This is a genomic window from Paenibacillus sp. JDR-2 (assembly GCF_000023585.1).
Classification (GTDB): Bacteria; Bacillota; Bacilli; order Paenibacillales; family Paenibacillaceae; genus Pristimantibacillus.
The window spans coordinates 1861171-1885863 of record NC_012914.1; the positions used below are offsets into that span (position 1 = coordinate 1861171).

Sequence of the window (24693 nt, forward strand, 5' to 3'; positions counted from 1 at the left end):
ATAATAAACAGATACAATTATTGTCTTCTAACCATTACCTATAGCTAAGGGGCCGAGCGGGGGAGAGCGAAAATTCGCAATCCGTTACGTTGACCAAGTGTAGAAATCATCCATTTTTTTATGGAGAATTACTGCACATGCTCTTAGAACATAAATGCTCATGGGCTTTCGATTATTCTCGTAATGGCTAATCATATTGGCTGATATCTCCAAGCCAAATTTTCTGACAAGCTCATACGATAAATCTTCCTGACTTAGTCCAGCCCGCATTCTATGTTCACGTAATCGGCACTCTCCCCGCTCGAGTGCCTTCATCTTTTCTCCTTTCTAATGCAGCATCATTCCATATATCTGGGGGCCATTCTTATGAGCGAATTCATCTACAAAGCAAAAACAAACAGTTTGTCAAACATCATTCAAAAGGGTGATTCTGTAAAAATTATCTTAACACAATCATATTGTAATGGTGACATTGTCGCTGTTGCAAGTGAAGAAGATATCTCTGTGATGGTCTTTAAGAAGGCCGAGGAAATGACGCCCGGAGATATACTAGTTATCGGTAAGGTCACTGCCATTATTAAACAAAAATAAAAACAGCCCGGGTTCGCCCCTGGGCTGTTTAGTATTAAAAAGTGATTACAACTTTCTTTAATTTTCCAATCACATATATGTTATTCTCCCCTGCCGTGCAAATGATCGGTGGGTAATTTGCGTTCTCCGACTGAAGGACAAGTGTCGTTCCTTGACGATAAACGCGCTTCAGGACAGCTTCTTCTCCGATTAATACTGCAGCTATTTCTCCGTCTTCAACCTCTTCTTGTTTGCGAATCAGCAGCAGGTCGCCGTCAAAAATGCGAGCTCCTTGCATACTGTCACCTTTAGCTCTCAAGTAGAAGTACTCTCCGCCATTGATCCATGAGCGAGGAGTCGATTCGTATCCTTCGATATATTCATATGCGATTTGTCCATTACCACAAGAAATTTTACCTACGACCGGCAAAGTAACGTTTTCGGATTCATCAACTTCGATACCCAGCTTTTCATAAGCTCCCTCTGTTAGTTGGAGGACTGTAACATCTAGAGCTGCAGCCAGAGCTTTAAGTCGTTCAGTATCGATTCTATGTTCACCTTGTTCGTATCGCTGAATTGTCTTTTTTGTGAGCCCAACTTTTTCAGCCAATACCTGAAGGCTGTAATTTCTCAAATCACGATACTTTTTTATGTTCGCGCCGGTTGCGGCGTAAAATTTTTTTGAACCCAATGCATCAGTCATTTTTAAAATCCCCTTCATTAATGGCTTGAAAACAGTATACCTCAGATAAGACACGTACATCAAGAAAAATAAATTTTCGTGTCTTTTATGGGTTGACGAAGGAAAATTGTGGTGCTATTCTGAGTGTGTCCTAAACGATACACGAATAAACGTTCGGCAGAGAGGCGGTGAACGGATGAAGATTTCGGTTAAGGCAGCACGAGTTAACGCAAACAAGAAAGCGCAAGAAGTAGCAGAGACGTTAGGTATTTCGATTACAACTTACTCGAGAAAAGAAAACGGACATGTTCGTTTCTATGCCGATGAAGTTGCGAAGCTAAGTCAGTTATTTAATGTGCCTTACGAAAATTTTTTTGAGGCGGGGTGTCTCGAAAAAGACACGATGTGATACTCCGCTAAACAAAGGAGGAATGATGACAAATGAATCAATCTTTGGTCTTCATGGGAAATGGACGTCCTGTTACAGACAGTTTGAAAATAGCTGAAGTGTTCGGCAAGGAGCATAAAAACGTATTGCGCGACATTGCAAACCTTGAATGCAGCCAAGAATTTTCACAGCTCAATTTTGAGCCGTCAGATTATACAAACGAACGTGGTAGGCCGTACACCAAATACCTCATCACACAAGACGGCTTTTCCTTCCTGGTCATGGGCTACACCGGCAAAGAAGCAGCTCGCTTCAAAGAAATGTACATAGGTGAGTTCAACCGGATGAAAGAAACGCTCAACAATCCACTGGCCGGACTTAGCCCGGAGCTGCAAGCGATCCTTATGATCGATAAGCGCACACAGGTAATCGAGCAGCGTATTGAGGAAGTGGATAAAAAAGTCGAGACGCGAATCACACTCACACAAGGCGAACAGCGCCGCATTCAAAAGGCAGTATCGAGCCGGGTCTACGACTTTACATCTGAAACCGCTGAACGAAGCGAATTGTTCCGGGAGTTGTATCGAGAGATCAAAGACCGCTGGGGTGTACCGAGTTACCGCGACATCTTGAGCAAGGATATGCCGGCCGTTCTGAAATACATTGACGCCTGGTCTGCATAGGAGGCGATTCGATGACCGGCTTCCAACGAGTAATGAACAAATGCCTACATTTCCTCCAGCTCGAAGAGCGCGCGAAAGCAGATCGTGATCCGGCCAGAGCAAAGCATGCCCGTAACATGTACCGATTCCATAAGCTGCAGCTCAACGCAATGCGGGTACGCCGTAACAAGCTGGCTGACCTCTACGAACAGCACGATCTACATAAGCAAGGAGTCAGCTTGGATGAATACGCAGAGCTCGTTGCCCTCAGCATGGAGTCTGTGGACGTCGAGGATATACGGTTTGCCAAACTTGAATCTGCCCGGCATTTAAAAAACCTGTACGATTTCAGGTTCAGTGGTGAGGTGCACGATGCCGCGGAATGTTGGTTAGAAAAAGAGATTTCTGATCTTCAACACGACATGGTCAGACACAAGCCTTTCGAGGATCATCGCGTGGCTATCGAAAAGCACTAAGTATGGATTTTGCGCACTTATGAGAGGGAGGGGAATCCGTGCCAACAAGTAAATGGATGGAAGGTTATAGGGGTCACTGGATTTGGCAATAAACGGGGAGCAATAGCGATTCATGGGATTTTAGTCGATAAGTGCGCCAAACATGAGTTTTGTGACCGATATAGCTGATTTCAGCAGGTCCTATTATTTTTTTGCCAAAATCGGGTTTTTAAGCCCGAAATCATGGTTTTTAGGAGGAATTCAGGTGGTTGAAAGAGAGCGGGTTATCCAATCGGTAACGGTTTATAAAGGCGAGATGGAGCAGACATTCGCTGTTGGTGAAGAGGTTGGCGGCGGCGTCATAATCGAGATCGTTGATAAAAGCACTCCAAACATTCCTAAGTTTGAATTTCTCGACGAAGATGGGCAGACGATCTTCGGAATAGAAAATCTGCCTTGTCAGGTTGAATGGATGACAATCGCGGTCGACGGTCCGGCAGAAGAGATTAATAAGGAGGATGTTCGCTAATGGCAAAGGTAAAAATTGAACTCGACTTAGATTGGATCTCTGAAGAAGGTGATCTTGACTCCACGATTAAAGATGCAGTAATTCAAAACCTTCAAGGGCGATTCCTGGCGAAGGTTGAGAAAGCAACAACTGAAATGCTTAATGCAAAGCTGGCTGAGGTTGCTGAAAAGGTAAGCGATGATTTTCTTGCTGGAATCATGAAAGAAAGGATTGAAACTGTACAAATCCCACACAAATCAAGTGAGTGGGGTTCATCGGTTGAAATGATGACTATTAGCGAGTATGTAGGCAAGCGGTATGAACGATTCTTGCGAGAAAAGGTGTTGGATGAAAAGGGCCACAAACCGGATTATTCAAGGGATGCAAAGTATTCAGTTCACGAGTATTTCGTGAACAAGTTCCTTGAAAAAGAGCTTGTTGGTAAAGTATCCGATCTCATTAAGAAGTCCCGCCAGGATGCGGAACAAACCATCATAAAAACCTTGGAATCAAACCTGAAGGCGCAATTATCTGCCGACATGATTAACCGGCTTAACATTCCTCAGATGCTTAAAAGCTTGCAGGAGAAAGCCGCTGAGATTGAACTGAATGGAGGTTCTAACTGATGCCAGTCATTCGCTTAATCCAAGAGCAGCTTATCAATTACGCCGGCATCAAAGACCGAACCATAACCTTTGGCAATGTAACTAATCTCTCCGGCAAGAACGGCGAGGGCAAATCATCAATCGGCGGCGCTCCGATCTGGATCCTGTTCGGTAAGGACCTGTACGGCAACGACTACACCAAGGATAAATATAGTCCGCGGCCGAGCAATTACAAATACGATCGGGTCTATGCTTCAATCCTTCTCTCAATCGACGGCACGGAGTATAAGTTCGCCCGGGAGATCGACGAGAAGAAGAAAAACAACTTCTATGTAAATGACATTCCGAAATCAGCGACCGATTTCTCCGCAGCGGTGGTAGCACTTATTACGCAAGACGAATTCATGTCCCTGTACTTCCCGGCTTACTTCTTCGGCCTGAAATGGACTGAGCAGCGCGAGTTATTAATGAAGGGCGCGACGGCTCCACTGACTAAAGCAGTTTTGAAGGAAATCGAGAAACTCTACGCCGACAAGCTCGAGCCGTTGCTGAAAAAGAACTCACTTTCCGACCTGGAAAGCAAGCACAAGCAAGATAAGACGCGGCTGGAGAAGGCGCACACCGAGGCTGGCGGGGCTACCAAGAAACTACGCGAGATGCTCGAAAGAATGCCAGCTGTAGAAGGTGAATTGACCGAATTGGAAACTCAGGCCGAGGCATTAAGAGTAGAGATTGCCAAGGAAGACGCTATTGTTGCGGCGGCATGGCAAACAAATACTAGTTACCGCGAATTGGAATCGGCGCTCTTCTACACACAACACGAAGTGGACTCTTCAAAAGCTGCATGGCCTGCACTGAAAGATGAAGCTATAAATGATACTTGCCGAACTTGTGCGCAGCCACTTCAAGAAGATGCAATTAAAGCTGTAATAGCTGACAAAGAAAAGCGTATCGCGGCCTACAGATCTAAACACAGCAATTTGCAATCAATCCGTGATGAAGCGAAAGCTGCACTAGCAGCTGCGAAATGGGTTGATGTTACTGAACGACAGGCAAATGTGCGTGCTCTTGAAGATCAACGTGACCTTATCACTGAAAAAATTAGAGCACACAAAGATAGAGCGCGATTTGAAGTGGAGTTGCAACAGTCCGAAGAAACCGAAGCCACAACGCTTATCAGCCTCCGGGAATCAACGCTGATCCTTGATGCGATCAAGGCCTACAAGGCCAAGGAAGCGGAGTTGCAGGCTGCCGAGATTCAATCCAACTTCACACGGTTGTCGGTCCGGCTGTTCAAATACGTGAAATCAAACGATGCATATGAGCCAGATTTCAGCATCCAGATGGACGGCAAGGATTACGCTTTCCTCTCGACCGGAGAAAAGATCGCCGCGGGGCTGGAACTGGCAGAGGTGCTGCACAAGCAATCTGGAATCATTGCACCGGTCTTCATCGATAACGTTGGAGAGTATACCGGACCAATCACAGCATACGACCAGGTCATCACCGGCCGGGCGGTACCCGAGCAAACATTGCAAATTGAAGTAGATGGGGTGATTCAATGATCGAAGTTATAAAAATCCCGACATGGCGGCAAGTACAGCCTGATGGTGATTGTATCGTCTTCCGACGTGTCGAGGGTAGCAACTGCATCACAATGGCATTCCCTTTCCATGAAGATACACAGAACTTTGATCTGCATGTTACGGACGTGATGAACATTGTATCTGCTTTAAACAGACTGATTGATGTAAAGCTTTTAGAACTACCAAAACAAGAGGAGGCATTATTCCCATATGACAAATAACAACAAAGCAGTTCAAGCAATCGATACGCAGGCGCTCGTCGGCAACTTCAACCAAACTGAGCTTGAAACACTAAAGGCGACAATCGCCAAGGGCACGACTAACGAGCAGTTCGCTCTCTTCGTTCAAACTTGCGCGCGCAGCGGACTCAACCCTTTCCTAAACCAAATCTACTGCATTGTCTACAACGGCAAGGACGGCCCGGTAATGAGTATTCAGATTGCCGTCGAAGGTATCGTCTCCTTGGCAAAGCGGCACCCACAGTACGGCGGATTCATTGCTTCTGAGGTTAAAGAGCATGACGAATTCGAGATTGACGTTGTATCCGGCGTACCGGTTCACAAGATTACATCTTTGCAACGTGGCAAAACAATCGGTGCTTACTGTGTGGCTTACCGGACAGATGCTCCGAACATCGCCGTCATTATTACGAATGATCAAGTCGACCACCTGCTTAAAGGCCGTAACGGTCAGATGTGGAAGGATTACTTCGACGATATGATCGTGAAGCATGCAATCAAGCGCGCGTTTAAGCGCCAGTACGGCATTGAAGTTGCTGAGGATGAATCGGTTGGACCGGAAACAGCAGCATCTCCTTCGCCTTACGAACGCCGCGACATTACATCTGAAGTCAACGCGACAGCCGAACCAGCTCCAGCAATCGAAGCTCCGCCAGCTGCGCAAGCAAACGAGATAGCTATCGTCAAGGCAGACATCGTGCGGGCTTTCCGGAAGCTTGGAGTTGATAACAAAGAAGATCAGCAACGAATCTTGGCGACTGAATACAAAGCAAAAGGCGATGCACATACGCTGGCCGAACTGAAAGGCATTCACAAAGCGTTGCTGCTCAAAATCGAAGAGATGGACGCTGCAGGCGACGATCTGGAGTAAGCCATGAATAATGATTACGAGCTTCGTGGCGATATTACAGCTATTTTCTTAAACTACAAGGGCCAACGATATGAAACGTTAATTGATACCGCTGACCTTGATCAGTTATTAGAACTTCCAGTTAGTTGGCATCCATGGAAAAACAGGAGAAACGGACAATTATACGCACATGGGCATTTTTATAAACGTGCAGGAAGGGGACACACGCCTTCACTCCACAGACAGTTGTTGAACAATCCTGCCAGAATGTTTGTTGATCATATAAACCACGACACATTGGATAACCGAAGAGTCAATTTAAGGGTAGTGACAAATGCCCAAAATTTGCAGAATCGAAAAGGAGTTCCAAGTCATAACACTAGCGGTTATCGCGGAGTGAGCTTTGAAAAGGAAAGCGGCAAGTTCAAGGCATATATAAGAATTGACAACAAGCTACACAATTTAGGCAGATATGAAAGCGCGGAGGAAGCTGCTCGGGTAGCCTTCTTAGCACGACGAGAACGAATGCCTTATTGCAACGAGGAGGTTCCATGTTCGAAGTAAAAGTTCACGCTACTGGGTCTGACGGGAATTGTTTATCCATCAGCAACGGCCGCATCACAATCCTGGTAGATGTCGGGCTGCCGAAGACTAAGGTCGAAAAGATCATCTTGGCGGCCGGGATTGATCCAACGAAGATTCACTCGATATACGTGACCCACGAACATCAGGATCACGCTCGTGGCCTTGCATTCGCCGACAAATACAAGATCCCGGTCTACGCCAGCGAAGGCACGCTGAAAGCCCTCGAACGGCTGGACAGCGGTCGGATCATGTACCATGGAAAGTCACTCTGCTTCGACGCTTTCGACCTGGAGAAGCACATGTTCGTGACAGCCTTTAACGTCTCACACGACGCATACGAGCCTCTTGGCTTCGTGGTGCAAGGAAAGGACTGCAAGGTCAGCGTGATGATGGATACGGGCTGCGTGACCGACGAGATGCTGCACTACATGGCTAACAGCGATATCTATGTGTTCGAGTGTAATCATGATATCGACATGGTCGTCAACGGCGAATACCCGGCTGCAACGAAAAGCCGAATACTTGCTGACACCGGGCATCTATCAAATGATGCGGCAGCCGAGGCGCTAGCAAAACTGATTAAAGGACGCGGTGAACAGATCCTGCTTACACATATGTCGAGCAACAACAACATGCCGGCAATCGCAGAAGGAACGGTTAAACGGGCGCTCCGGGCGCAGGGATTCAAAGCAGGCGAACATTATCATTTGGAGGTGCAATAAATGAGCAAGTTGACATCTGAAAAGCTTAAAAATATCACACTATTCGCTGGTCGTTATGTAGAAGTCAGATGGTTACTAGAACATATTAAAGCTCTTGATCTTGAACTGAAGATTGCAAAGGAAGATGAAGAAAGAGCAGTATCTGCTGCGGATCGCTTGACGGAGAATGTGGCGCAGCTGCATATGGAGAAGCAGGAGCTTCAGAATCTAGTGAACGCATTGAGAGCGCCCGTTGTGCTCCCGAAAGAGGTAGCGGAAGCGTTGGAGCATTGCAAGGATAGATATACACCGGAACAGTTAGCCTATTACGCGGTTCAGTCACCAACATATCCTTACGGTTCGAAAACGCCAGAATTATGCACTTTGAGAGATCACGCGAATAAGTTCCATACACTAGACCTCGTCAATGCAATTCAATTCGGCTACACCGTAGAAGAACCAGTCGATCACAAGGAACGCCTGCGGGTCGATATAGAGCGTCTTGTAACGACCTGGGACCGAACACTTCCGAAGTCAACATTGGTCAGAGATATCGACGAACGGCTGAACGACTACTTTCAAGAAATCGCGAAATGAACGTTGGTGAGCTGTTATGGCAAAGCCGCAGAAGGAAAATGGCTATACGCCGATAGCGCATGAAATACTCGATGAGATTTGCTTCCGGAAATTCAATGCCACGCAGCTTCGCATCATCATGAAGGTTTGGCGCCTGACCTACGGATACAACCGGAAGGACCACGATTTTTCAAACTCCTTCCTCCAGATGACGACCGGGATATCGGAGGCTAGCATCAAGCGAGAGGTTACCGCACTCATCAAGAGTAAGGTCCTGAAGGTAACGAAGCAAGCGACGAGTACGGAAGCCCGGAAAGTTTCTTTCAATAAAGATTACGAGCAATGGGACATCCCGAAAAGTGGTGATTATCAAATGGAAGAATACGACCTGTTCGGGGTATCAGAAATGATCCCTCAAGATGAATCTCGGGGTATCAGAAATGATCCCTCAGAAGTATCAGATCTGATACCTCAAAGCGGGGTTTTGAGTGATCAGATTCGATCCCCATATAAAGAAATAAAGATCTTAAAGAAAAGTATTAAAGAAAAGGAGAGTATGTTCGAAAACTTCTGGTCTGTTTATCCAAGAAGAGTGTCCAGACAACAAGCTCTAATAACCTGGAATAAGCACTGTAAAGATCCTAACTTCGACCCTGATCTTGTTATCGCTAATACAGTGAATTTTACAGAGACCCATAAGCTCATTCAGACCAAACCGAACTTTATCCTTCATGCTTCCACTTATCTGAACCAAAAGCGTTATGAAGATTATCCAACCGTAGATCCAGAAGGGATAGCAGCCAGCAATAATAAATTCGATTCCAACCTAGATTTTCTTAAAAACCAATTAGGAGGTGGCGGACCTGAACAGGGAACAAGTTATCCTGCTCTTGGCGAAGGCAACCGCGGCCTACCCGAATAAGTCCCCGGACTTCAACCGCAATCCACAGGTATTCAATCTCTGGGTGGAACGTCTGGCAAATGTGGACGGAGATACTGCGCTGGCCAACTTGAACCGGCACATCGATACAAGCAATTTCTTTCCGGACATTGCAGACATCGTGAAAAAGCAAGGACCCGATCTTCCAGCTATATCGAAGCAGCAGGCTGAAGAGCAAATGATCCTGTTGCAAGGCTGGTCATCCAGCAACAAACCTCCGCCTGAGGGATATTGGGAGAGTGTTCGGAAGAAGATTGGAGGCAGCCGCAATGATGCAACAGAAGAATGATGTCCTAGGCATCCTGGGCATCGAGGAGCCCCGGGATATAGAAGCAGAGCAGGCTGTAATTGGAGCGATCATCTTAAACCCGGATGCACTTGAGCAAGCGAAGGAGCGTCTGGGAGTCGGTGAGTGGCACGACCAAAGCCATGCTAGGATTTATCGAGGCATGATGAAGCTGTATGACGATGGTACGCCGGTAGACATCAGGACATTGACAGCGTACCTGCAGGACTCTGATGAATTAAGTCAAATCGGCGGTGTGTCGTACCTCTCTCGTTTAGTCTCAGCCGTCCCAACGGCCGCTAACACGGAGTATTACATCAAGCGAGTCAAAGATATGTACCTGCGTCGAGAAGCCATATACGGCTCTCTGGACCTTCTGAAGCAAGCTGCTGAGGCGACTGACTTAAAAGGGTTCACGGCAATGGCCGAAGCGATTGGAACGAAGCTCACCGATGAAGCAACTCCGGCAAGAGAGTTCGTAACGATGAAGTCCGCCCTGATGGAAGTCTGGGAGGATGCGGAGAAAAATTACGCAAACCGCGAGAACAACCGGGGTATCACCGGACTGTCGTCAGGGTTTGAGGACCTGGATAAGATGACAGCTGGCTTTCAAAAGTCCGACCTGATTATCATCGCTGCCCGGCCGTCAGTCGGTAAAACGGCTTTTGCTCTCAACATTGCCCAGAACATCGGCGTCCGCCTGAAAGAGACCGTTGCAATTTTCAGTCTTGAGATGAGTGCGAAGCAATTGGTTCAGAGGATGATCTCTTCTGAAGGCAACATCGAAGGCGAGAAGCTGAAGACAGGTTACTTCGAAGGCGACGATTGGGAGAAGATGAGTTTCGCGGTTGCTGAATTAGCAAAAGCAAATATCTTTATCGATGACACCCCGGGCATTACTGTTCGAGAGATCAGGGCGAAATGCCGAAAGCTTAAAAAGGAAAAAGGGCTTGGACTTATCCTGATCGATTATTTGCAACTCATTCAAGGCCGCGGCGGAGACAATCGGCAGCAAGAGGTCTCGGATATCTCCCGAACGCTTAAAGAGATCGCCCGGGAGCTGGAAGTACCAGTCATCGCATTATCCCAGTTGAGCCGGAAGGTTGAGGAACGTAAAGATAAACGTCCGATGATGTCGGACCTCCGGGAATCCGGATCTATAGAGCAAGACGCTGATATCGTTGGATTCTTGTACAGGGATGATTACTACGATAAGGAATCCGAGAAGAAGAACATCATTGAGATTATTCTTGCAAAGCAGCGGAATGGTCCGGTCGGCACGGTAGAACTCGCAATGTTGAAGAAATATGGTAAGCTGTTGAATTTGGAACGAGCATAGGAGGCTGAATGGTATGAAAAAGTCTTTTCACATTCGACTCGCTGAACTTACCAAGAAACGCAACTCATCCATACCACTGACCGACGAAGAGCTTGACGAAATTCGGATCTGCGAGCACCAAAACGAAACATACATCAACTCATGCATGGATCTGCTCACGCTGATAGACGCTGCATTAATCGTCGGCGATAAAGAGTGGGTGGAATCACTGCTTGGAAAGCTCAGGCAGCTTCAAGACGATCCTCACCAAACGAAGGTGAAGTAAATGGGGAAACGAAAGCCAATCCAAAAGTCGCAGCCTATGACGTCGAATCCGGATCCTTATTTTCAGGACACTCCATGGGAGATTGTACTTGACGATAAGGGGCGAGTGCTCGGGGAGATATTCACGCTGCCGGCTAGAATGACCAGGAGGGAATATGGGGAAAGAGATCAAGGCTCTAAGCAAGCGTCAAAAAGATGCGCTGGAGTTCATCCAAGAGTATCAAGCTAAGAATGGATATGCTCCAACAATTCGAGAGGTAGGAACGGGACTCGGTTTAAAATCCTCCTCAACGATTCATGCAATAATGGCACGCCTGCAGCAGAAAGGCTATCTGGTTCGCGAAGGCAAGTCGCCGCGGGCGCTCCGGGCGGCAGAAGTACAGAGGCCGGACGTAGCGACAATGAAGCGGCATGACCAAATGCTTGTGGCGGTCTTCAGAGAATTGCGAGAGGCGGTGGGCGACTGATGGTCCGATTTGTTGGAATCGACCCAGCGACAAAGACGGGTGTCGTCGCTCTAAACGAAAGAGGCGACGTGGTCCTTGAAGTTGAGCTGAAGGGCGCCGGAAAAGCGGAGAAGGGCGGCATTACGATCGCGCAGCTCGTGGACCTCGAGAACCAGTTGTACCAGATCATTGAGCCCGGCGATGAGACAGTAATTGAGCAAGCGGCAGCAGGCACACAGAAGGGCATAACAACCGGAATGGTCCACGGAGGATTGCGCTCAATCATTCACCGTAAAGGCTTGGTATACCACGAGATCAATCCTCTTCAGACGAAGAAGTATGTGGGCGTTACCGGCTGGAAAGGTGAGGCAGGCAGCAAGGTCCGGCTGAAGGATAAGGAAAAGAAAGAGGCCGTGGGAAAAGCGGTGCAGGAGTTGTTCGGATACCGGCATAAGAGCGATAACGTAGTTGATGCTTACATCATCGCCCGGGCAGCATGGAACCTTTATCTTCTTCGCGAATATAAGCCGCTGGTTGACACGCTGCCGTTCCAAGTTGAAGTCATTCAAGGAATACTCGATAAAGCAAAATAACCGCGCACACGCTCGGTGAAGGGCCTCATGCTGATATATAACCGAACATATGTGCGTGAAAAGGTGGTGGATATGGCTATGAAGCAACTCAATTGGCGTTCAGCAACTAGAGAGCAACTCGTGAATATCGCAATCATTGATACCGGCGCTCCCCTTGAACACCGGATCGCTGCTCAAGCCGAGTTGAAAAGAAGGGCTCGCATTCGGCATGCAAGACTGAATCAGAAGATCAAGGCGGTGCTGCCACGATGAAGGATCATTCTCCCCGTCAGAAGCACAAACCATTGCCACGTGAGAAGCGAGATAAAACGCCAGCCAACGGACCTGTGAGCAGCCGGCAGTGGACAGAAGAAGAACAGCAGCGGGTCTCATCAGCTCCGGCGCCAAAAAGGAAGCAGCCGTTCGTTTGGAGGAAGAAGTCATGAACCCATTAATAAACATGAGGAGGAACTTTCAATGAAAAACACATTAGGCGATCTGAACAATCATCTATTCGCGCAGTTGGAGCGCTTGTCTGACGAGGAGCTAACAGGCGAGAAACTGGTCGAGGAAATATCCCGGGCCAAGGCAGTCTCAGGCATTGCATCGCAGATTATTTCAAATGGTTCACTTGTCTTAGAAGCAAGAAAGCTTGTGGAAAATAGTATGAGCGCGGATTTTGCAGTCCCTAAAATGCTGGAGGGCTAAGTCGTGGTATTGCGATTCACTCCGGAACAGAAAGAATATATCCGATCCAATTACGAGGGTAAAAGCAATACGGAGTTAACAGCCAGCTTTAACGAATTCTTCGGATTGGATATGGATGTTATTAAAATAAAAACATTCAAGAAAAACAACAGATTAAACAGTGGTTTGACTGGTAGATTTGGTGTTGAACGTAAACCGACGGGGATCCAATACAAGAATGGTCATATGCCGCATAACTCGCATCCGGTTGGAACTGAAAAAGTTAACGGCCACGGGTATGTAGAAGTGAAAATTGCAGATCCGAAGTACTGGAAGCCGAAACATGTTCTTGTTTGGGAAGAACATCATCAGAAACAAGTGCCAGATGGTCATGTGGTTATATTCGGAGATGGCGACAACCGTAACTTTACTCCAGATAATTTATTACTTGTTACGAGAGGACAGCTCGTCATGATGAATACAAAAGGACTTATTAAAAATGATGTCGATCTGACAAGAACAGGTATTATCTTGGCTGATATAGGACTTAAAATCAATCAACTTAAAAATAAACGTCGAGGTGGAGGAAAAGTATGAGTGAAATCACTTTGGAGCAGTTGTATGAAATGCAGAAGGCACTAGACGCTCGGATCATCAAGGAGAAAGGCTTGGAGGGTCAGGATCTGCTGCCGGATACGGTGCTGGCACTACAGGTGGAACTTGGCGAGCTGGCAAACGAATGGCGCGGATTTAAGCATTGGAGCACTGATCGGGCGCCGAGGCGGGAAAAAATGCTTGTGGAATATGTAGATTGCGTCCATTTCTTCCTGTCGTATGCACTGCAAGAAGGCATCCCATTTGAGGAGTTGCAGGATACTGTAATAACTCTTGAAGGTGAAACGGCATCTGTATTCATCGACATCATTACAGCAGTAGGGTTGATGGAATTCGACTCGGGTAAGTTTTATGAAGCATGGTACGACTTTTCAGCTCTCGGAACATTGCGCCTCGACTTTACTTGGGAACAAATCGTTGACGCATACATGGCCAAAAACAAAACCAATCATGATCGCCAGGCGAACGGGTACTGATCATGAAGCAGCTCCTTCGAGAACTGATAGTCGATAACTTCGCCGGCGGCGGTGGGGCAAGCACAGGAATTGAACTGGCGATCGGGCGAAGCGTCGATGTAGCGATTAATCATGATCCAGCAGCCATAGCGATGCACAAGGCAAACCATCCGGACACAGAGCATTATTGCGAGTCGGTATGGGATGTCGATCCGCGACAGGTAGCCCGGGGGCAACAAGTGGCACTGTGCTGGCTCTCACCGGATTGCAAGCACTTCAGTAAGGCGAAAGGCGGAAAGCCAAAGGAGAAAGGTATCCGTGGTCTAGCGTGGGTAGCAGTTCGTTGGGCGGCAACGGTCCGGCCGCGGGTTATCATGCTGGAGAACGTTGAGGAATTCAAAACGTGGGGGCCGCTGCTTAAGGACGGCATGCCAGATCCGGATAAGAAGGGCAAGACATTCAAGGCATTCATAAATGCCCTGAAACGGCAAGGATATGAAGTTGATTATCGGGAGCTCCGGGCATGCGATTACGGAGCGCCGACAATTCGAAAGCGATTCTTTCTAGTTGCCCGGTGTGACGGCAAGCCGATTGTCTGGCCGAAGCCAACCCACGGGGACCCGAACAGCATTGAGGTAAAAAAGGGGCTGCTAAAACCGTGGCGGACGGCCGGGGAAATTATTGATTGGTCGCTTGAGTGCATGAGCATCTTCGAACGGAAGAAGCCGCTGGCTGAGAACACCATGCGCCGGATCGCGCGGGGAATTCATAAGTTCGTACTTAACAACCCAAACCCATTTGTCATCAAGGTTAATCATCAAGGCGAAATGTTTAGAGGGCAACAAATTAGCGAACCTTTGCAAACGGTGACGGCAAAGAACGGATGGGGCATCGTCACTCCGTATATAGCTCGGATCGGGCAGACCGGATTCGGCGGAGATCGACTGTCATACGAGATGGATACTCCGCTAACGACGGTAACAACAAAGGCAGAGCACCTTCTAATCCAGCCCAAAATGGTAGCTGCATTCCTTGCTCAGTATCACAGCGAAACGGCCAGTCACGATGCCCGCGGGCAAGAGCTTGATCGTCCGATTCTGACCCTCGATACATCGAACCGATACGGCCTAGTTGCTGCTCACCTTGCTCGTCACTTTGGAGAATCGGTTGGCAGCTCGGCGGATGATCCAGTTGGCACTGTAACCGCCGGCGGTGGAGGAAAGACTTCGCTCGTAACAAGTCATCTGATCAAGATGAAGGGAACGAACATCGGACAGCCGATAACAGACCCGGTACAAACCATTACTGCCGGCGGGCTACACTTTGGCGAGGTTCGCGCCTTCTTGATGAAATACTACGGCACCGGCGAAGGACAGGAAATCAGCGAGCCGCTGCACACTATACCGACAAAAGATCGTTTCGGACTCGTGACAGTACACGGCCAGGATTACGCGATCGTAGATATCGGCATGCGGATGCTGGAGCCTCACGAGTTGTTCGCGGCACAGGGGTTCCCGGAGGAATACATCATTTCCAAGGATGCAGACGGCAAGCAGTATCCGAAATCTGCACAGGTAGCCCGCTGCGGAAACTCGGTACCGCCGCCGTTCGCGGAGCATCTGGTAAGGGCGAACCTGCCGGAGCTTTGCAAGGATGTACCGTATGGCGGAGAACATCAGCTCGAGCTGCAGTTGGTGTAACGAAATGAATTGGTGGTGTATGCAATGGAAGATGAATTTAAGCCATATGAATCGATCGAACAATGTGCTAACTGTTTCTTCCGTAAGTTTTGCGAGACATGCGATCTGCCGGATTGTTCGGGCGAAGACTACGTATCAGAATGAATACGGAAGGACATGAGGTGATAAAACGATGATTCTGCACGGAGATTGCCGTACCGTAATGGCCAGCATGGAGCCTGAGCAGTTTCATACTTGCGTAACATCACCGCCCTATTGGGGGTTGCGGGATTACGGGATACCAGGTAGCGACTGGCCTGAGGTCACCTATACGCCAATGGCCGGGCTGCCGCAAGTTACGGTTCCGGCTTGGAACGGATGCCTCGGTCTGGAACCAACGCCGGAAATGTTCGTCGCTCACAGCGTCCTGGTATTCAGGGAAGTGTGGCGTCTGCTGCGGCCAGAAGGGACGCTTTGGATGAATTATGGTGATAGTTACGCTAAGTCCGGTTTGTCAGGAATGGGAGATCCCACGATAGGTGAGCGGAATTTAGGTGGAATGAAGGCTATTGCCAAATCTATTCCAATTGGTCTAAAACCTAAGGATCTAATAGGAATCCCTTGGCGAGTGGCTTTCGCTCTACAGGCAGATGGATGGTATCTGCGGATGGATAATATCTGGAACAAACCAAACTGCATGCCTGAGAGTGTAAAGGATCGTCCGACAAAGGCTCACGAATACATGTTTCTGCTTAGCAAGTCAGATCGCTATTACTATGACGCTGAGGCAATCAAAGAGCAGATGAACGATTCAAGCATAGCAAGGCTTTCGCAGGATGTTGAGAACCAGCAAGGGTCAGACAGAGCTAATGGCGGAAGCAAAAAAGGTATGAAGGCAGTTGGCAAGGCTTATAGCTTTGCTCGGAATGTGAATGAAGGCAAAGTACCAGGACAAGTAAAGCAACATCGGACTGATCGTGAAGATGTTGAATATTACGGAACGAGGAATAAACGGTCGGTTTGGACAGTGGCCACTGCTCAATTCACTGAAGCACATTTCGCCACGTTCCCCGAGAAACTAATCGAACCATGTATTCTGGCCGGGGCGCCGGTTGACGGGAAAGTGCTTGATCCGTTCGGAGGATCCGGAACAACGTTAAAGGTTGCGCTGGAGAATAACCGTGAATGCACTATCATCGAGCTCGGTGAGCAGTATGTCGAGATTGCAGAACGGCGGACGGCAACGCTGCAGCCGAAGTTATGCTTCTGAATAATGAATTACCTAATAACAACATGCAGCGGCCGTCAAACTGGCGAGCTGACGGCAAACTGCTGTTTATGAACCGAACATATGTGCGGGAAGGAGGGGCGAAATGGTAAAACTCACTACAAAGCAATGGGAGCTCGTTAAGGTGGTTCAAGCAAATCCGGGCATCAAATTCAGACTCATGCTCGAATTAACTGGGTTCACTGGAAAACGGGTAAGTGCATTTTCGGACTTAGCTAAAACCTTGGTGGACCGCGACATCCTTAGACGGACCGGTAACAAGAGGCATTATCAATTTTATATAGCAGAGGGGTTCGATCTCGATTCGGTTGTTACATCCGATCCTGCGCCAGGCATGAAGAAACCTGATGAGAATGATCCACTGATTCAAGAGGCGCTAGAGATAAGCCTTTCAGATGAGCAAATCACTTATCTGAAGAGCAACAATCATCTTCCGCGTAGGCAGTTGGCCGAAAAGCTTGGCATCAGCAAACTCGCGTTAAATCTTTTCTTGATCAAGTTAAACCAAAACTAAAATCCGAGAGGGGCAAATCTCATGTTTGCAAATATCAAAGCTAAACTCCTGAAAGTAGATCTTCGTAAAGGTGGCAAGAAAGTGTTCGTTTTTGAATCATCCGTTCGTATGAGTGCCGGCGAGCTCGATGCTATCGCTGAAATGATCGACACTGACGTAAACCTCGGCCTCGATGCTCAAGTTATCAGTTACCGGATCCAACGCAACGCTGCTACGAATGAACCGGTTGTTACCTACAAGGTCGATGACAAAGGCGTTGTTAGCGAGATTAAAGAAGCTGGTCAGCAAGCTGAAATGCAATTGGATGGAGTTCCGCCAGTCAAACACCAGATCGTCGAGGAAGAGGCAGAGCTGTCGCGCAGTGTCGTGAACGAATTCATACTCAGCGGACTGGCTCCAAGCTATTCTGACCTCGAATACGACTTCAATAAGATCATGGATCGATACACGAATGGCGAAAGCTATCTCCGGATCGCTTCGGACCTTGACTTATCGAGCGGCAGACTGGCTGAGTTACTTGAAGAATATAGCCGACGCGTTGCTCCTCTGGCAGCCAAGTGGCATGAATGGCGGGAAGGGCAGACGAAGGCAGTCGACGAGGTGATTGAAAAGTCGTTGAACAAACCGGAAGAACAGCAGTCTTCGGACGCGAAAGAGGAATCCCAGGAGGAAGAAGCTAGCGATCAAGAACCTCAAGAAGTGAGCGAGTCGAGAGAAGACAGCGACGACCTCGAGGACTAAAGCATGCGGCACTGGAACTGGGGCTTAATCGGTTGCCTGGTCGGATGCATTGGTTTCTGGGTAGCAGCGTTCTGGTTGTGTAGCAAACTTTAAACGATCGGCCCCGGTTCATCCGGATCGGGGCTTCAATAGGAGGAATGGACAATGAAATTTGAAGATGAATCTTACCCGCCTGAACAAGATGAACTGGCGATTTCATTACGTAAGATAGTTGATGCTGAAGTGAAAAAGGAATTGGGCGCGAAGCTCGCGGACCTGAATTGGCTCAGAGAAGACCGAGCGAAACTGAACCGCGAATTATCTCAAGCCCTTTTAAAAATCCGTTATCACGAAATCGATCAGGCGAAGATCCTGAAGGAGCACACAAAGACGGTTCATCGGGAATTGCTCGGCGGGTTTACCATTGGAGACACGGTTTATTACGCGAAGTCCACTAAAATAGGCGAAGTCAAATGCGGAACGTGTGAGAACGCTAGAAAAGTTGTTATGACTTTGGGTGATCGGAAATTCAATCAGGATTGCCCAGATTGTGCAAGCAACTGGTATGCGCGGCAGATTTACGAATACAAGCCGCAACAAGATAAAATCACGCAAATCAATGTGCAGATATGGGCACGTGGAGAATGCACAAAGTATGAAATATACCTTGACCGGAAAGACGGCAGCGTTAGCAGCTCAGATAAGGCAGGCTTATTTAAAACGCTGGAAGAATGCCAGCTGCATTGCGACGAACTGAACAAAGCGGAGCAAGCGAAACAAGGATAACTTTAAGGCGGGTGAATGAAATGGGTGATGCTAAAAAGAAAAAGCCTGAACCAATCCCTGAGCTGGATGAGCGCGGGTTTATGAAGGAGTTCAAAGACCTGGAGCGTGCATACCGGGCGACACATAAGAGGCTGCGTGCAGCGCTGGTGAAGACTGGAGAAAACGGCAGTCATCCGGATGAGAACATTATCCGCGGCGCGATCTCAGATGTGAACTTCGCCATTGGCTGGATGCAGACCGGGAAGCGGCCGGGGAGTAAGCGGGGAATTGAGCGTAGGGGGATTTACGCTAATACGAAGCTGGTCGATCCATTAACACTTCAGAGTTATGCAAATCCGATAAACAGCCGCAGCGGCAGCTCATTAACGGAAGATGAAAAGGAACTATTGCGCGAAGCGCTGGATCTACTGAGCGATCAGGAACGCGAATGTTACGTGATGTCCCACGGCCACGGATTGACTCATGCTTATATCGCTGAAGTGATGAAGTTATCAAAGAGTGCAGTTGCATCCTATATAAAACGAGCACATGAAAAAGTGTCTAAGGACTGGCAGCGCACGTTGTTTTAAGGCGGGAGGAGGAATATGTATAAAACTGAGGTGGTTGCCGGTATGGGGAATGATATTGTCATCATAAATGGAGTTCAATACAAGAGCATTACTAACGCTAACGGCGAGATCGTCTCGCTTAAGAGGTTTAATGAGAAGGCGAAGATGTGGGTAACGGTTAATTTCTCGAACATCACAGAAGCAGAGCATACTGAAATCATGAATTATGTTACGACAGTCTTGTCTGAAGAATATATAAAGTCGCAGAAATAAAGAAAAGTCCTTCGTATGAAGGACTTTATTGTTTATATTGGTGGAGCGTAGGGGGGTCGAACCCCTGACCTCTTCGCTGCCAGCGAAGCGTTCTCCCACTGAACTAACGCCCCAATTAACAAGAATGTTTTTATTATATATCGTCAGGAATATAAAGACAAGATTACTTTTTTAATTTTTGTTCTGTTATTATTTATGGTAGTTAAACTAGCTTAATTGGAGGGTAAGTCAATGGCATTGATGGGAGCGCCGACTAAACGGGTCGCTTGTTTATATAGGGTTTCAACAAAAGGGCAATTGCTTGGCGATGATATTCCAACACAAAGACGATCCTGCATGGAGTTTATTGAACGGCAGCCGGGCTGGGTATTTGTGAAGGAATACATCGAGGGCGGAGTATCCGGATTTAAGGTGTCTGCAAAAAAAAGAGATGAGATTCAGCGTGCCAAGGCAGCTGCCGAGAAGGGCGAATTCGATGTTCTTCTCGTGTTCATGTTCGACCGGCTGGGGCGCCGTGATGATGAGACGCCTTTCGTACTGAAATGGTTTGTGCAGCAGGGTATCGAAATGTGGTCGGTATCGGAAGGGCAACAGAAGTTTGAAGACCATACGGATGATCTTATCAATTACCTTCGCTTTTGGCAGTCGAGTGGCGAGAGCAAGAAGACATCCATGCGGGTAACTGAAAACCACAACCAAATGGGCGAAGATGGCCTGTTTAGTGGCGGTACAGCTCCATACGGTTATCAACTTATTCCATCCGGTGTTTATAACAAAAAAAGAAAAGAGCTGCTGAAACGTGCAATTGAGCCTGAGACTGCAGCGATTGTAGACGAGCTGTATAGTTTGGCTGAATATATGGGAAGTAATCGAATAGCCAAACATATGAACGAAGTACGCGATGTTCCTTCTCCAACTGGAGGTCAATGGACCTCTGGGGTTATTAACTACATTTTAAGAAATCCGATTTACAAAGGTTATCCTGCGATCGGTAAACGAAGAAGTAAGATGGGTGTTTTTGCAATGCAGGACCCTAATGAATGGATCTTGGCAAAGGAACAAGTTCAAGAATTAGTTATCATTCAGGAAGACAAGTGGGATAGAGTTCAGCTGATGAGAAGCTCGAAGTCGCCAAAGAAGAAAAGCGGGGAAGAACGCGGGTACCACATCAATATTAGCAAGAGTCCATTATTGCTTGTCGGGTTGATTAACTGCGGGTATTGCGGAGCTCCATTAACAACGACATACAATCGGAAAAAGTATAAGCTAGCTGACGGTAATGAGGTAATCCAGAACTACCCTAAATACCGGTGCAGCGGGAAGGCTATGGGTAAGTCTTGTGACGGACAAACATTGTACTCTCAAAACAGAATAGAATCTGCTGTGCTTGATGAGATCGATATATACCTGGACCAATTGAAGCAAGTAGATTTCACAGCTCACATTAATTCATTCCAAAAGCAAAATGTGGCCGGTGATAAAAAGGAGCAGAAGAAGATTGCTTCCGAGCTAGAGAAGAAACGTAAAGAGGTTGAGGTGCTAACTGGCGAGGTAACAAAATCAATTATGGGACAAAGCTCTTTCAAACCTGAGTTGCTAAACTCCCTGATTGAGAAGGCTGATGCCGAATTGCATGAACTGGAGATTGCATATCAGAAAGCGACAGCTAAGATTGCTGAAAAGCAAGTCGAAGTGCAGGAGATGGAAATACTACGTAAGCATATCCCAGTTTGGAAGGAAGTCTTCAAGAGCTCGCCGATCGAAAAGCAAAAGATGATGTTGGCAGCCATTATAGAAGGCGTGATTGTTAAAAGGGATGATATCGAAATCAATGTGAAGCTTCATCTTTCACACTTTATCTCTTTTGGTAGTGAAACTGAATCACGCGGTAGAGCGCATCGCTGGCAGCGATGAGGTCAGGGGTTCGATCCCCCTTGGCTCCACCAAATAAGAACTTCAACGCAACCTTTATGGGTTGCGTTTTTTTATTTGGTGGAATGCCAAGGGGAAGAAGAACCCCTATAAGTTCGCCCGCGCGGACGCAATGAAGTGAAAAGGCCTCGAGAAGCTTCGTCAGTCTTAGAATAAGGAATTCAGGCATCACATGATCAGAAGACGAGCCAAGCGAGACGGTAGCTCCACAAATTTAAGCACGCCTCAAATGGCGTGCTTTTTGATTCGTTAGTCTACTGAACTTAACACTTTAATAGCTTGTACTTGACCTGGATTTAACAATTGTATGATAGATTGGATTGGCGTTACTATTACTGCAGGAAAAGGATGACATACATGACGGTCTGGCGAGGGCGTTTCTTTCTTTCGATTTTCATGGCGCTGCTAGCGCTACTGTCAGGTCAGCATCGAGCGGATGCTCATGCCTACAGCGCGATTTATACCGTATTGGAACTATACGAATCCAATACGGAGCTTACTTATTCCCTGGATGTCAAATCGGTCATAGAGCTTGTCGGGGGCGATAACAATGATGACGGAGAACTTGATCCGAAGGAATTCGCTGATGTCGATGAGCAACTGCTGGCGATTCTGAAGAGCGACCTTGTTTTGAAATATAACGGGGAAAGCACGGCGTGGCCTCAAAATGAGAGTCTGAGTTTGCACGGCAAAAAGGTGATTCTGAAAGCTTATTTCCCGGCGGTAACGGCAAACCAGTTGATCCAGTTGACTGATCAATTGAATATGAAGGACACATTGGGCAATTATATTAACTTGCTGTCGATTTATTACGGAACCGAGCGAAGCACGGCGGTACTCTCGGGCAGCAACCAGACCTGGTCGCTGCAAATGACGGACAATGATTTTGCCTCATTAAAGCAGGGCGATGCTGAACCTGAGCAGCAACAGCCTGAGGAATCAGCTACATCAAGCTCAACGAGCGGCTGGTTTTCTTTTTTTGTGCTGGGGATGAATCATATTTTATCGGGATTTGACCACCTTTTGTTCTTATTCTCCCTGCTAATCGCAAGGCAAACGTTCAAGCAATATGCGGGAACAATAACAGCGTTCACGATTGCGCATTGCATTACATTGGCCCTGACTGTTACAGGGGTGATTCATGTCCCCTCCAGTATTGTAGAGCCGGCTATTGCACTAAGCATTTGTTACGTCGCTTTGGACAATTTGATTCGCAAGAAAGTGAACTATCGGTGGGTATTGACTTTCATTTTTGGGTTGATTCATGGGATGGGCTTTGCGGACATCTTGATGGAAATGAACATTCCAAAGAGCGAACTGGCAGTGGATCTGATTAGTTTTAATGCCGGTATTGAATCCGTTCAGGTGATCATCGTTGCATTGGCGCTGCCTGTGCTAGCTCTTCTTTATCGCTGGAAACACGCGGGATACGTGGCAGTTACCTGCTCCGCGGCAGCTCTGATGCTAGGTGGACTGTGGCTTGTCGAGCGTGTCGTTTATTATGTTTAATCAATTTTATATCGAAAAAAAGCACGCCATTTGAGGCGTGCTTTTTTTCGTTTAGCCAAGTTCATCAAGAGAGCAGAACACGAACTTCTAAGCAACTAAAACGGGTTGTATTTAATTAAATACATAATTTTAGATCGTCTTTACAAATTATACACTAAAATTTGTGCTCTAAATAACAATTGACTACTAAAATACATTTGTATTGTTCGAAGGGGGATTTAATTGATGACAAATAGACAAATAAAACAACCAGTCGTTTGGGTGTCATTCGCAATTGTATTTATTGTAGCGGCGATCTTCGTCGTTATTCAGGCTGAAACCAAGAAAAACAGTGAAGAAACGATTTTATACCCCGTACAAGTTGATGGGAAATGGGGCTATATCAATAAAGCAGGAAAGATAGCGATAGAACCTATTTATACATTGGCGGAGGACTTTCATGAAGGCGTCGCCGTCGTCCAGGTGAAGGACGAATCGAAGAGCAGTGAAGATGGAGAAGAACAAAATAATGTAAAGGTCGGTGTCATTGATTCTGCCGGGAAGATGATTGTCAAACCGGAGTATTCGGCGATTAGTACGTTTAGCGACGGGGTAGCCGGTGCAATAAAACTGGATGAGGACACCTATAGTCTAGAATATTTTGTTCTGAATACAAAAGGCAAGGTTGTAAGCACTTTGCCCGAAGATATGAATATCGTTTCTATGCTGCTTATTGGAAATAATATGCCAACGCAAAGCGACGGATTGATTCTAGTCCAAGATGAACCTACCGAAATGTATGGCTATATTAATTCCCGCGGTAAAATGATCATCCCTTATCAATATGAACAGGCGTATAGCTTCTCGGATGGCTTAGCTCTCGTAATGAAAGACAAGCATTATCAGTACATAGACAAGACGGGGAAAGTCATCATTGATGCGAGTAAGTATGTCAACGGCAACAGCTTTTCGGAGGGCTTAGCAGCCGTAGCCGTGAAGAATTCGGAGACGTCCGCCGCTCTATACGGATACATTGATACAAAAGGCAACATGGTGATAGAACCTAAATTTACTATAGCATACGGTTTTTCGGAAGGACTTGCTAAGGTATGCGTTGGCGGCAGCATCAATCAATATTCAATAGGGTATATAGATAAGTCCGGAGCCTATAAACTTGGTCCCGATTTAGATGATAGCTTTGATGAGACCTTGTTCTCAGAAGGCTTGGTTTCCATAAATGATGGGGCTGGCGGGTATATGAATAAGGACGGGAATCTTAGTATTCCTAAGGTTGTTCAGAAAGAAAATGACAATATTCTTAGACATAATAATGCCGGGCCATTCAGGAACGGAATTGCAAAAGTAAGCTTCTCGGATGGAAGGATCGGCTATATCGATACAACCGGAAATTATATATGGGATCCAAGAAACTAGCTTATGGTTTGTGAAAATAG

General features: G+C 47.1%; 34 protein-coding genes and 1 tRNA gene. 32 read left to right on the forward strand and 3 right to left on the reverse strand.

The features are described from left to right. Positions 1 to 84: 84 nt before the first annotated feature. Positions 85 to 315, reverse strand: a complete 231-nt coding sequence (locus PJDR2_RS33820; RefSeq protein WP_015843192.1) for a helix-turn-helix domain-containing protein — start codon at positions 313 to 315, stop codon at positions 85 to 87. 51 nt (positions 316 to 366) lie between these two features. Here PJDR2_RS33820 and PJDR2_RS08160 point away from each other — a divergent pair, with 51 nt between their 5' ends. Beyond that, complete coding sequence (locus tag PJDR2_RS08160) at positions 367 to 591, forward strand: hypothetical protein (protein WP_015843193.1); 225 nt, start codon at positions 367 to 369, stop codon at positions 589 to 591. A 34-nt stretch (positions 592 to 625) separates the two neighbouring features. Here the strand turns inward: PJDR2_RS08160 and PJDR2_RS08165 are convergent, their stop codons facing one another. After that, a complete protein-coding gene (locus PJDR2_RS08165) occupies positions 626 to 1273 on the reverse strand; it encodes a LexA family protein (protein WP_015843194.1) in 648 nt (215 codons plus the stop codon). 175 nt (positions 1274 to 1448) lie between these two features. Here PJDR2_RS08165 and PJDR2_RS08170 point away from each other — a divergent pair, with 175 nt between their 5' ends. From PJDR2_RS08170 to PJDR2_RS08305, 28 genes are all read left to right on the forward strand, one after another. Continuing rightward, positions 1449 to 1661, forward strand: coding sequence for a helix-turn-helix transcriptional regulator (locus PJDR2_RS08170; RefSeq protein WP_015843195.1), 213 nt, complete (start codon positions 1449 to 1451; stop codon positions 1659 to 1661). A 32-nt stretch (positions 1662 to 1693) separates the two neighbouring features. Further along, on the forward strand, positions 1694 to 2323 hold the full coding sequence (locus tag PJDR2_RS08175; RefSeq protein WP_015843196.1) for a Rha family transcriptional regulator: 630 nt from the start codon (positions 1694 to 1696) through the stop codon (positions 2321 to 2323). Positions 2324 to 2334: 11 nt separating this feature from the next. Beyond that, positions 2335 to 2778 carry a hypothetical protein gene (locus PJDR2_RS08180; protein ID WP_015843197.1) on the forward strand — a complete coding sequence of 148 codons (444 nt, stop codon included), beginning with the start codon at positions 2335 to 2337 and terminating at the stop codon, positions 2776 to 2778. A 244-nt stretch (positions 2779 to 3022) separates the two neighbouring features. Then, positions 3023 to 3286 (forward strand): hypothetical protein, encoded by a 264-nt coding sequence (locus PJDR2_RS08185; RefSeq protein ID WP_015843198.1) that lies wholly within the window; start codon positions 3023 to 3025, stop codon positions 3284 to 3286. Then, positions 3286 to 3891, forward strand: a complete 606-nt coding sequence (locus PJDR2_RS08190; protein ID WP_015843199.1) for a hypothetical protein — start codon at positions 3286 to 3288, stop codon at positions 3889 to 3891. Before PJDR2_RS08185 ends, PJDR2_RS08190 begins: the two co-directional genes overlap by 1 nt. Continuing rightward, a complete protein-coding gene (locus tag PJDR2_RS08195) occupies positions 3891 to 5435 on the forward strand; it encodes a hypothetical protein (protein WP_015843200.1) in 1545 nt (514 codons plus the stop codon). Before PJDR2_RS08190 ends, PJDR2_RS08195 begins: the two co-directional genes overlap by 1 nt. Next, the gene (locus tag PJDR2_RS08200) at positions 5432 to 5677 is read left to right on the forward strand and encodes a hypothetical protein (RefSeq protein WP_015843201.1); all 246 of its coding nucleotides are present in this window, start codon (positions 5432 to 5434) and stop codon (positions 5675 to 5677) included. Before PJDR2_RS08195 ends, PJDR2_RS08200 begins: the two co-directional genes overlap by 4 nt. Further along, complete coding sequence (locus PJDR2_RS08205) at positions 5667 to 6566, forward strand: RecT family recombinase (protein WP_015843202.1); 900 nt, start codon at positions 5667 to 5669, stop codon at positions 6564 to 6566. Before PJDR2_RS08200 ends, PJDR2_RS08205 begins: the two co-directional genes overlap by 11 nt. A gap of 3 nt (positions 6567 to 6569) precedes the next feature. Continuing rightward, on the forward strand, positions 6570 to 7109 hold the full coding sequence (locus PJDR2_RS31815; RefSeq protein WP_015843203.1) for an HNH endonuclease: 540 nt from the start codon (positions 6570 to 6572) through the stop codon (positions 7107 to 7109). Continuing rightward, a complete protein-coding gene (locus PJDR2_RS08215) occupies positions 7097 to 7852 on the forward strand; it encodes an MBL fold metallo-hydrolase (RefSeq protein ID WP_015843204.1) in 756 nt (251 codons plus the stop codon). Before PJDR2_RS31815 ends, PJDR2_RS08215 begins: the two co-directional genes overlap by 13 nt. Continuing rightward, complete coding sequence (locus PJDR2_RS08220; RefSeq protein WP_015843205.1) at positions 7853 to 8428, forward strand: DUF1642 domain-containing protein; 576 nt, start codon at positions 7853 to 7855, stop codon at positions 8426 to 8428. 16 nt (positions 8429 to 8444) lie between these two features. After that, positions 8445 to 9329, forward strand: coding sequence for a replication protein (locus PJDR2_RS08225; protein WP_015843206.1), 885 nt, complete (start codon positions 8445 to 8447; stop codon positions 9327 to 9329). Beyond that, the gene (locus tag PJDR2_RS08230) at positions 9298 to 9636 is read left to right on the forward strand and encodes a hypothetical protein (RefSeq protein WP_041613364.1); all 339 of its coding nucleotides are present in this window, start codon (positions 9298 to 9300) and stop codon (positions 9634 to 9636) included. The genes PJDR2_RS08225 and PJDR2_RS08230 overlap by 32 nt, the downstream gene beginning before the upstream one ends. Continuing rightward, entirely contained in the window at positions 9617 to 10972 is a 1356-nt protein-coding gene (dnaB, locus tag PJDR2_RS08235; RefSeq protein WP_015843207.1) for a replicative DNA helicase, read from the forward strand. The genes PJDR2_RS08230 and dnaB overlap by 20 nt, the downstream gene beginning before the upstream one ends. A 13-nt stretch (positions 10973 to 10985) precedes the next feature. Beyond that, complete coding sequence (locus PJDR2_RS08240; RefSeq protein WP_015843208.1) at positions 10986 to 11237, forward strand: hypothetical protein; 252 nt, start codon at positions 10986 to 10988, stop codon at positions 11235 to 11237. A gap of 154 nt (positions 11238 to 11391) precedes the next feature. Further along, positions 11392 to 11703 (forward strand): LexA family transcriptional repressor, encoded by a 312-nt coding sequence (locus tag PJDR2_RS08245; protein WP_015843209.1) that lies wholly within the window; start codon positions 11392 to 11394, stop codon positions 11701 to 11703. Next, the gene (locus PJDR2_RS08250; RefSeq protein ID WP_015843210.1) at positions 11703 to 12275 is read left to right on the forward strand and encodes a hypothetical protein; all 573 of its coding nucleotides are present in this window, start codon (positions 11703 to 11705) and stop codon (positions 12273 to 12275) included. Before PJDR2_RS08245 ends, PJDR2_RS08250 begins: the two co-directional genes overlap by 1 nt. Before the next feature lie 78 nt (positions 12276 to 12353). Beyond that, positions 12354 to 12527: a hypothetical protein gene (locus tag PJDR2_RS33095; RefSeq protein ID WP_190276184.1), complete on the forward strand. Its 174-nt coding sequence runs from the start codon at positions 12354 to 12356 to the stop codon at positions 12525 to 12527. Positions 12528 to 12731: 204 nt separating this feature from the next. Further along, complete coding sequence (locus tag PJDR2_RS08260) at positions 12732 to 12962, forward strand: hypothetical protein (RefSeq protein WP_015843211.1); 231 nt, start codon at positions 12732 to 12734, stop codon at positions 12960 to 12962. A gap of 3 nt (positions 12963 to 12965) precedes the next feature. After that, positions 12966 to 13538, forward strand: a complete 573-nt coding sequence (locus PJDR2_RS08265; RefSeq protein ID WP_015843212.1) for an HNH endonuclease signature motif containing protein — start codon at positions 12966 to 12968, stop codon at positions 13536 to 13538. Further along, positions 13535 to 14032: a dUTP diphosphatase gene (locus tag PJDR2_RS08270; protein WP_015843213.1), complete on the forward strand. Its 498-nt coding sequence runs from the start codon at positions 13535 to 13537 to the stop codon at positions 14030 to 14032. Before PJDR2_RS08265 ends, PJDR2_RS08270 begins: the two co-directional genes overlap by 4 nt. Before the next feature lie 2 nt (positions 14033 to 14034). Continuing rightward, a complete protein-coding gene (locus PJDR2_RS08275; protein WP_015843214.1) occupies positions 14035 to 15711 on the forward strand; it encodes a DNA cytosine methyltransferase in 1677 nt (558 codons plus the stop codon). Positions 15712 to 15883: 172 nt separating this feature from the next. After that, the gene (locus tag PJDR2_RS31820) at positions 15884 to 16960 is read left to right on the forward strand and encodes a DNA-methyltransferase (RefSeq protein WP_015843216.1); all 1077 of its coding nucleotides are present in this window, start codon (positions 15884 to 15886) and stop codon (positions 16958 to 16960) included. Positions 16961 to 17063: 103 nt separating this feature from the next. Next, the gene (locus PJDR2_RS08285; protein ID WP_015843217.1) at positions 17064 to 17492 is read left to right on the forward strand and encodes a hypothetical protein; all 429 of its coding nucleotides are present in this window, start codon (positions 17064 to 17066) and stop codon (positions 17490 to 17492) included. 81 nt (positions 17493 to 17573) lie between these two features. Continuing rightward, positions 17574 to 18233 (forward strand): 2-methylcitrate dehydratase, encoded by a 660-nt coding sequence (locus tag PJDR2_RS08290; protein ID WP_150106450.1) that lies wholly within the window; start codon positions 17574 to 17576, stop codon positions 18231 to 18233. A 144-nt stretch (positions 18234 to 18377) separates the two neighbouring features. Then, positions 18378 to 18998 carry a hypothetical protein gene (locus PJDR2_RS32855; RefSeq protein ID WP_015843219.1) on the forward strand — a complete coding sequence of 207 codons (621 nt, stop codon included), beginning with the start codon at positions 18378 to 18380 and terminating at the stop codon, positions 18996 to 18998. Positions 18999 to 19018: 20 nt separating this feature from the next. Then, positions 19019 to 19567 carry a sigma factor-like helix-turn-helix DNA-binding protein gene (locus PJDR2_RS08300; protein ID WP_049790033.1) on the forward strand — a complete coding sequence of 183 codons (549 nt, stop codon included), beginning with the start codon at positions 19019 to 19021 and terminating at the stop codon, positions 19565 to 19567. A 15-nt stretch (positions 19568 to 19582) separates the two neighbouring features. After that, positions 19583 to 19819 carry a hypothetical protein gene (locus PJDR2_RS08305; RefSeq protein ID WP_015843221.1) on the forward strand — a complete coding sequence of 79 codons (237 nt, stop codon included), beginning with the start codon at positions 19583 to 19585 and terminating at the stop codon, positions 19817 to 19819. A 38-nt stretch (positions 19820 to 19857) separates the two neighbouring features. Here PJDR2_RS08305 and PJDR2_RS08310 read toward each other — a convergent pair. Then, positions 19858 to 19932 (reverse strand) — tRNA-Ala (locus PJDR2_RS08310). A 118-nt stretch (positions 19933 to 20050) separates the two neighbouring features. On the opposite strand from PJDR2_RS08310, the gene PJDR2_RS32860 reads away from it, so the two are divergent. The 3 genes from PJDR2_RS32860 to PJDR2_RS08330 all read left to right on the forward strand — a co-directional run bounded on the left by PJDR2_RS32860 (position 20051) and on the right by PJDR2_RS08330 (position 24673). Further along, positions 20051 to 21733: a recombinase family protein gene (locus PJDR2_RS32860; protein WP_015843222.1), complete on the forward strand. Its 1683-nt coding sequence runs from the start codon at positions 20051 to 20053 to the stop codon at positions 21731 to 21733. Between the two features lie 375 nt (positions 21734 to 22108). Then, positions 22109 to 23260, forward strand: a complete 1152-nt coding sequence (locus PJDR2_RS08325; protein ID WP_041613370.1) for a HupE/UreJ family protein — start codon at positions 22109 to 22111, stop codon at positions 23258 to 23260. 225 nt (positions 23261 to 23485) lie between these two features. Then, complete coding sequence (locus tag PJDR2_RS08330) at positions 23486 to 24673, forward strand: WG repeat-containing protein (protein WP_015843224.1); 1188 nt, start codon at positions 23486 to 23488, stop codon at positions 24671 to 24673. Positions 24674 to 24693: the final 20 nt, after the last annotated feature.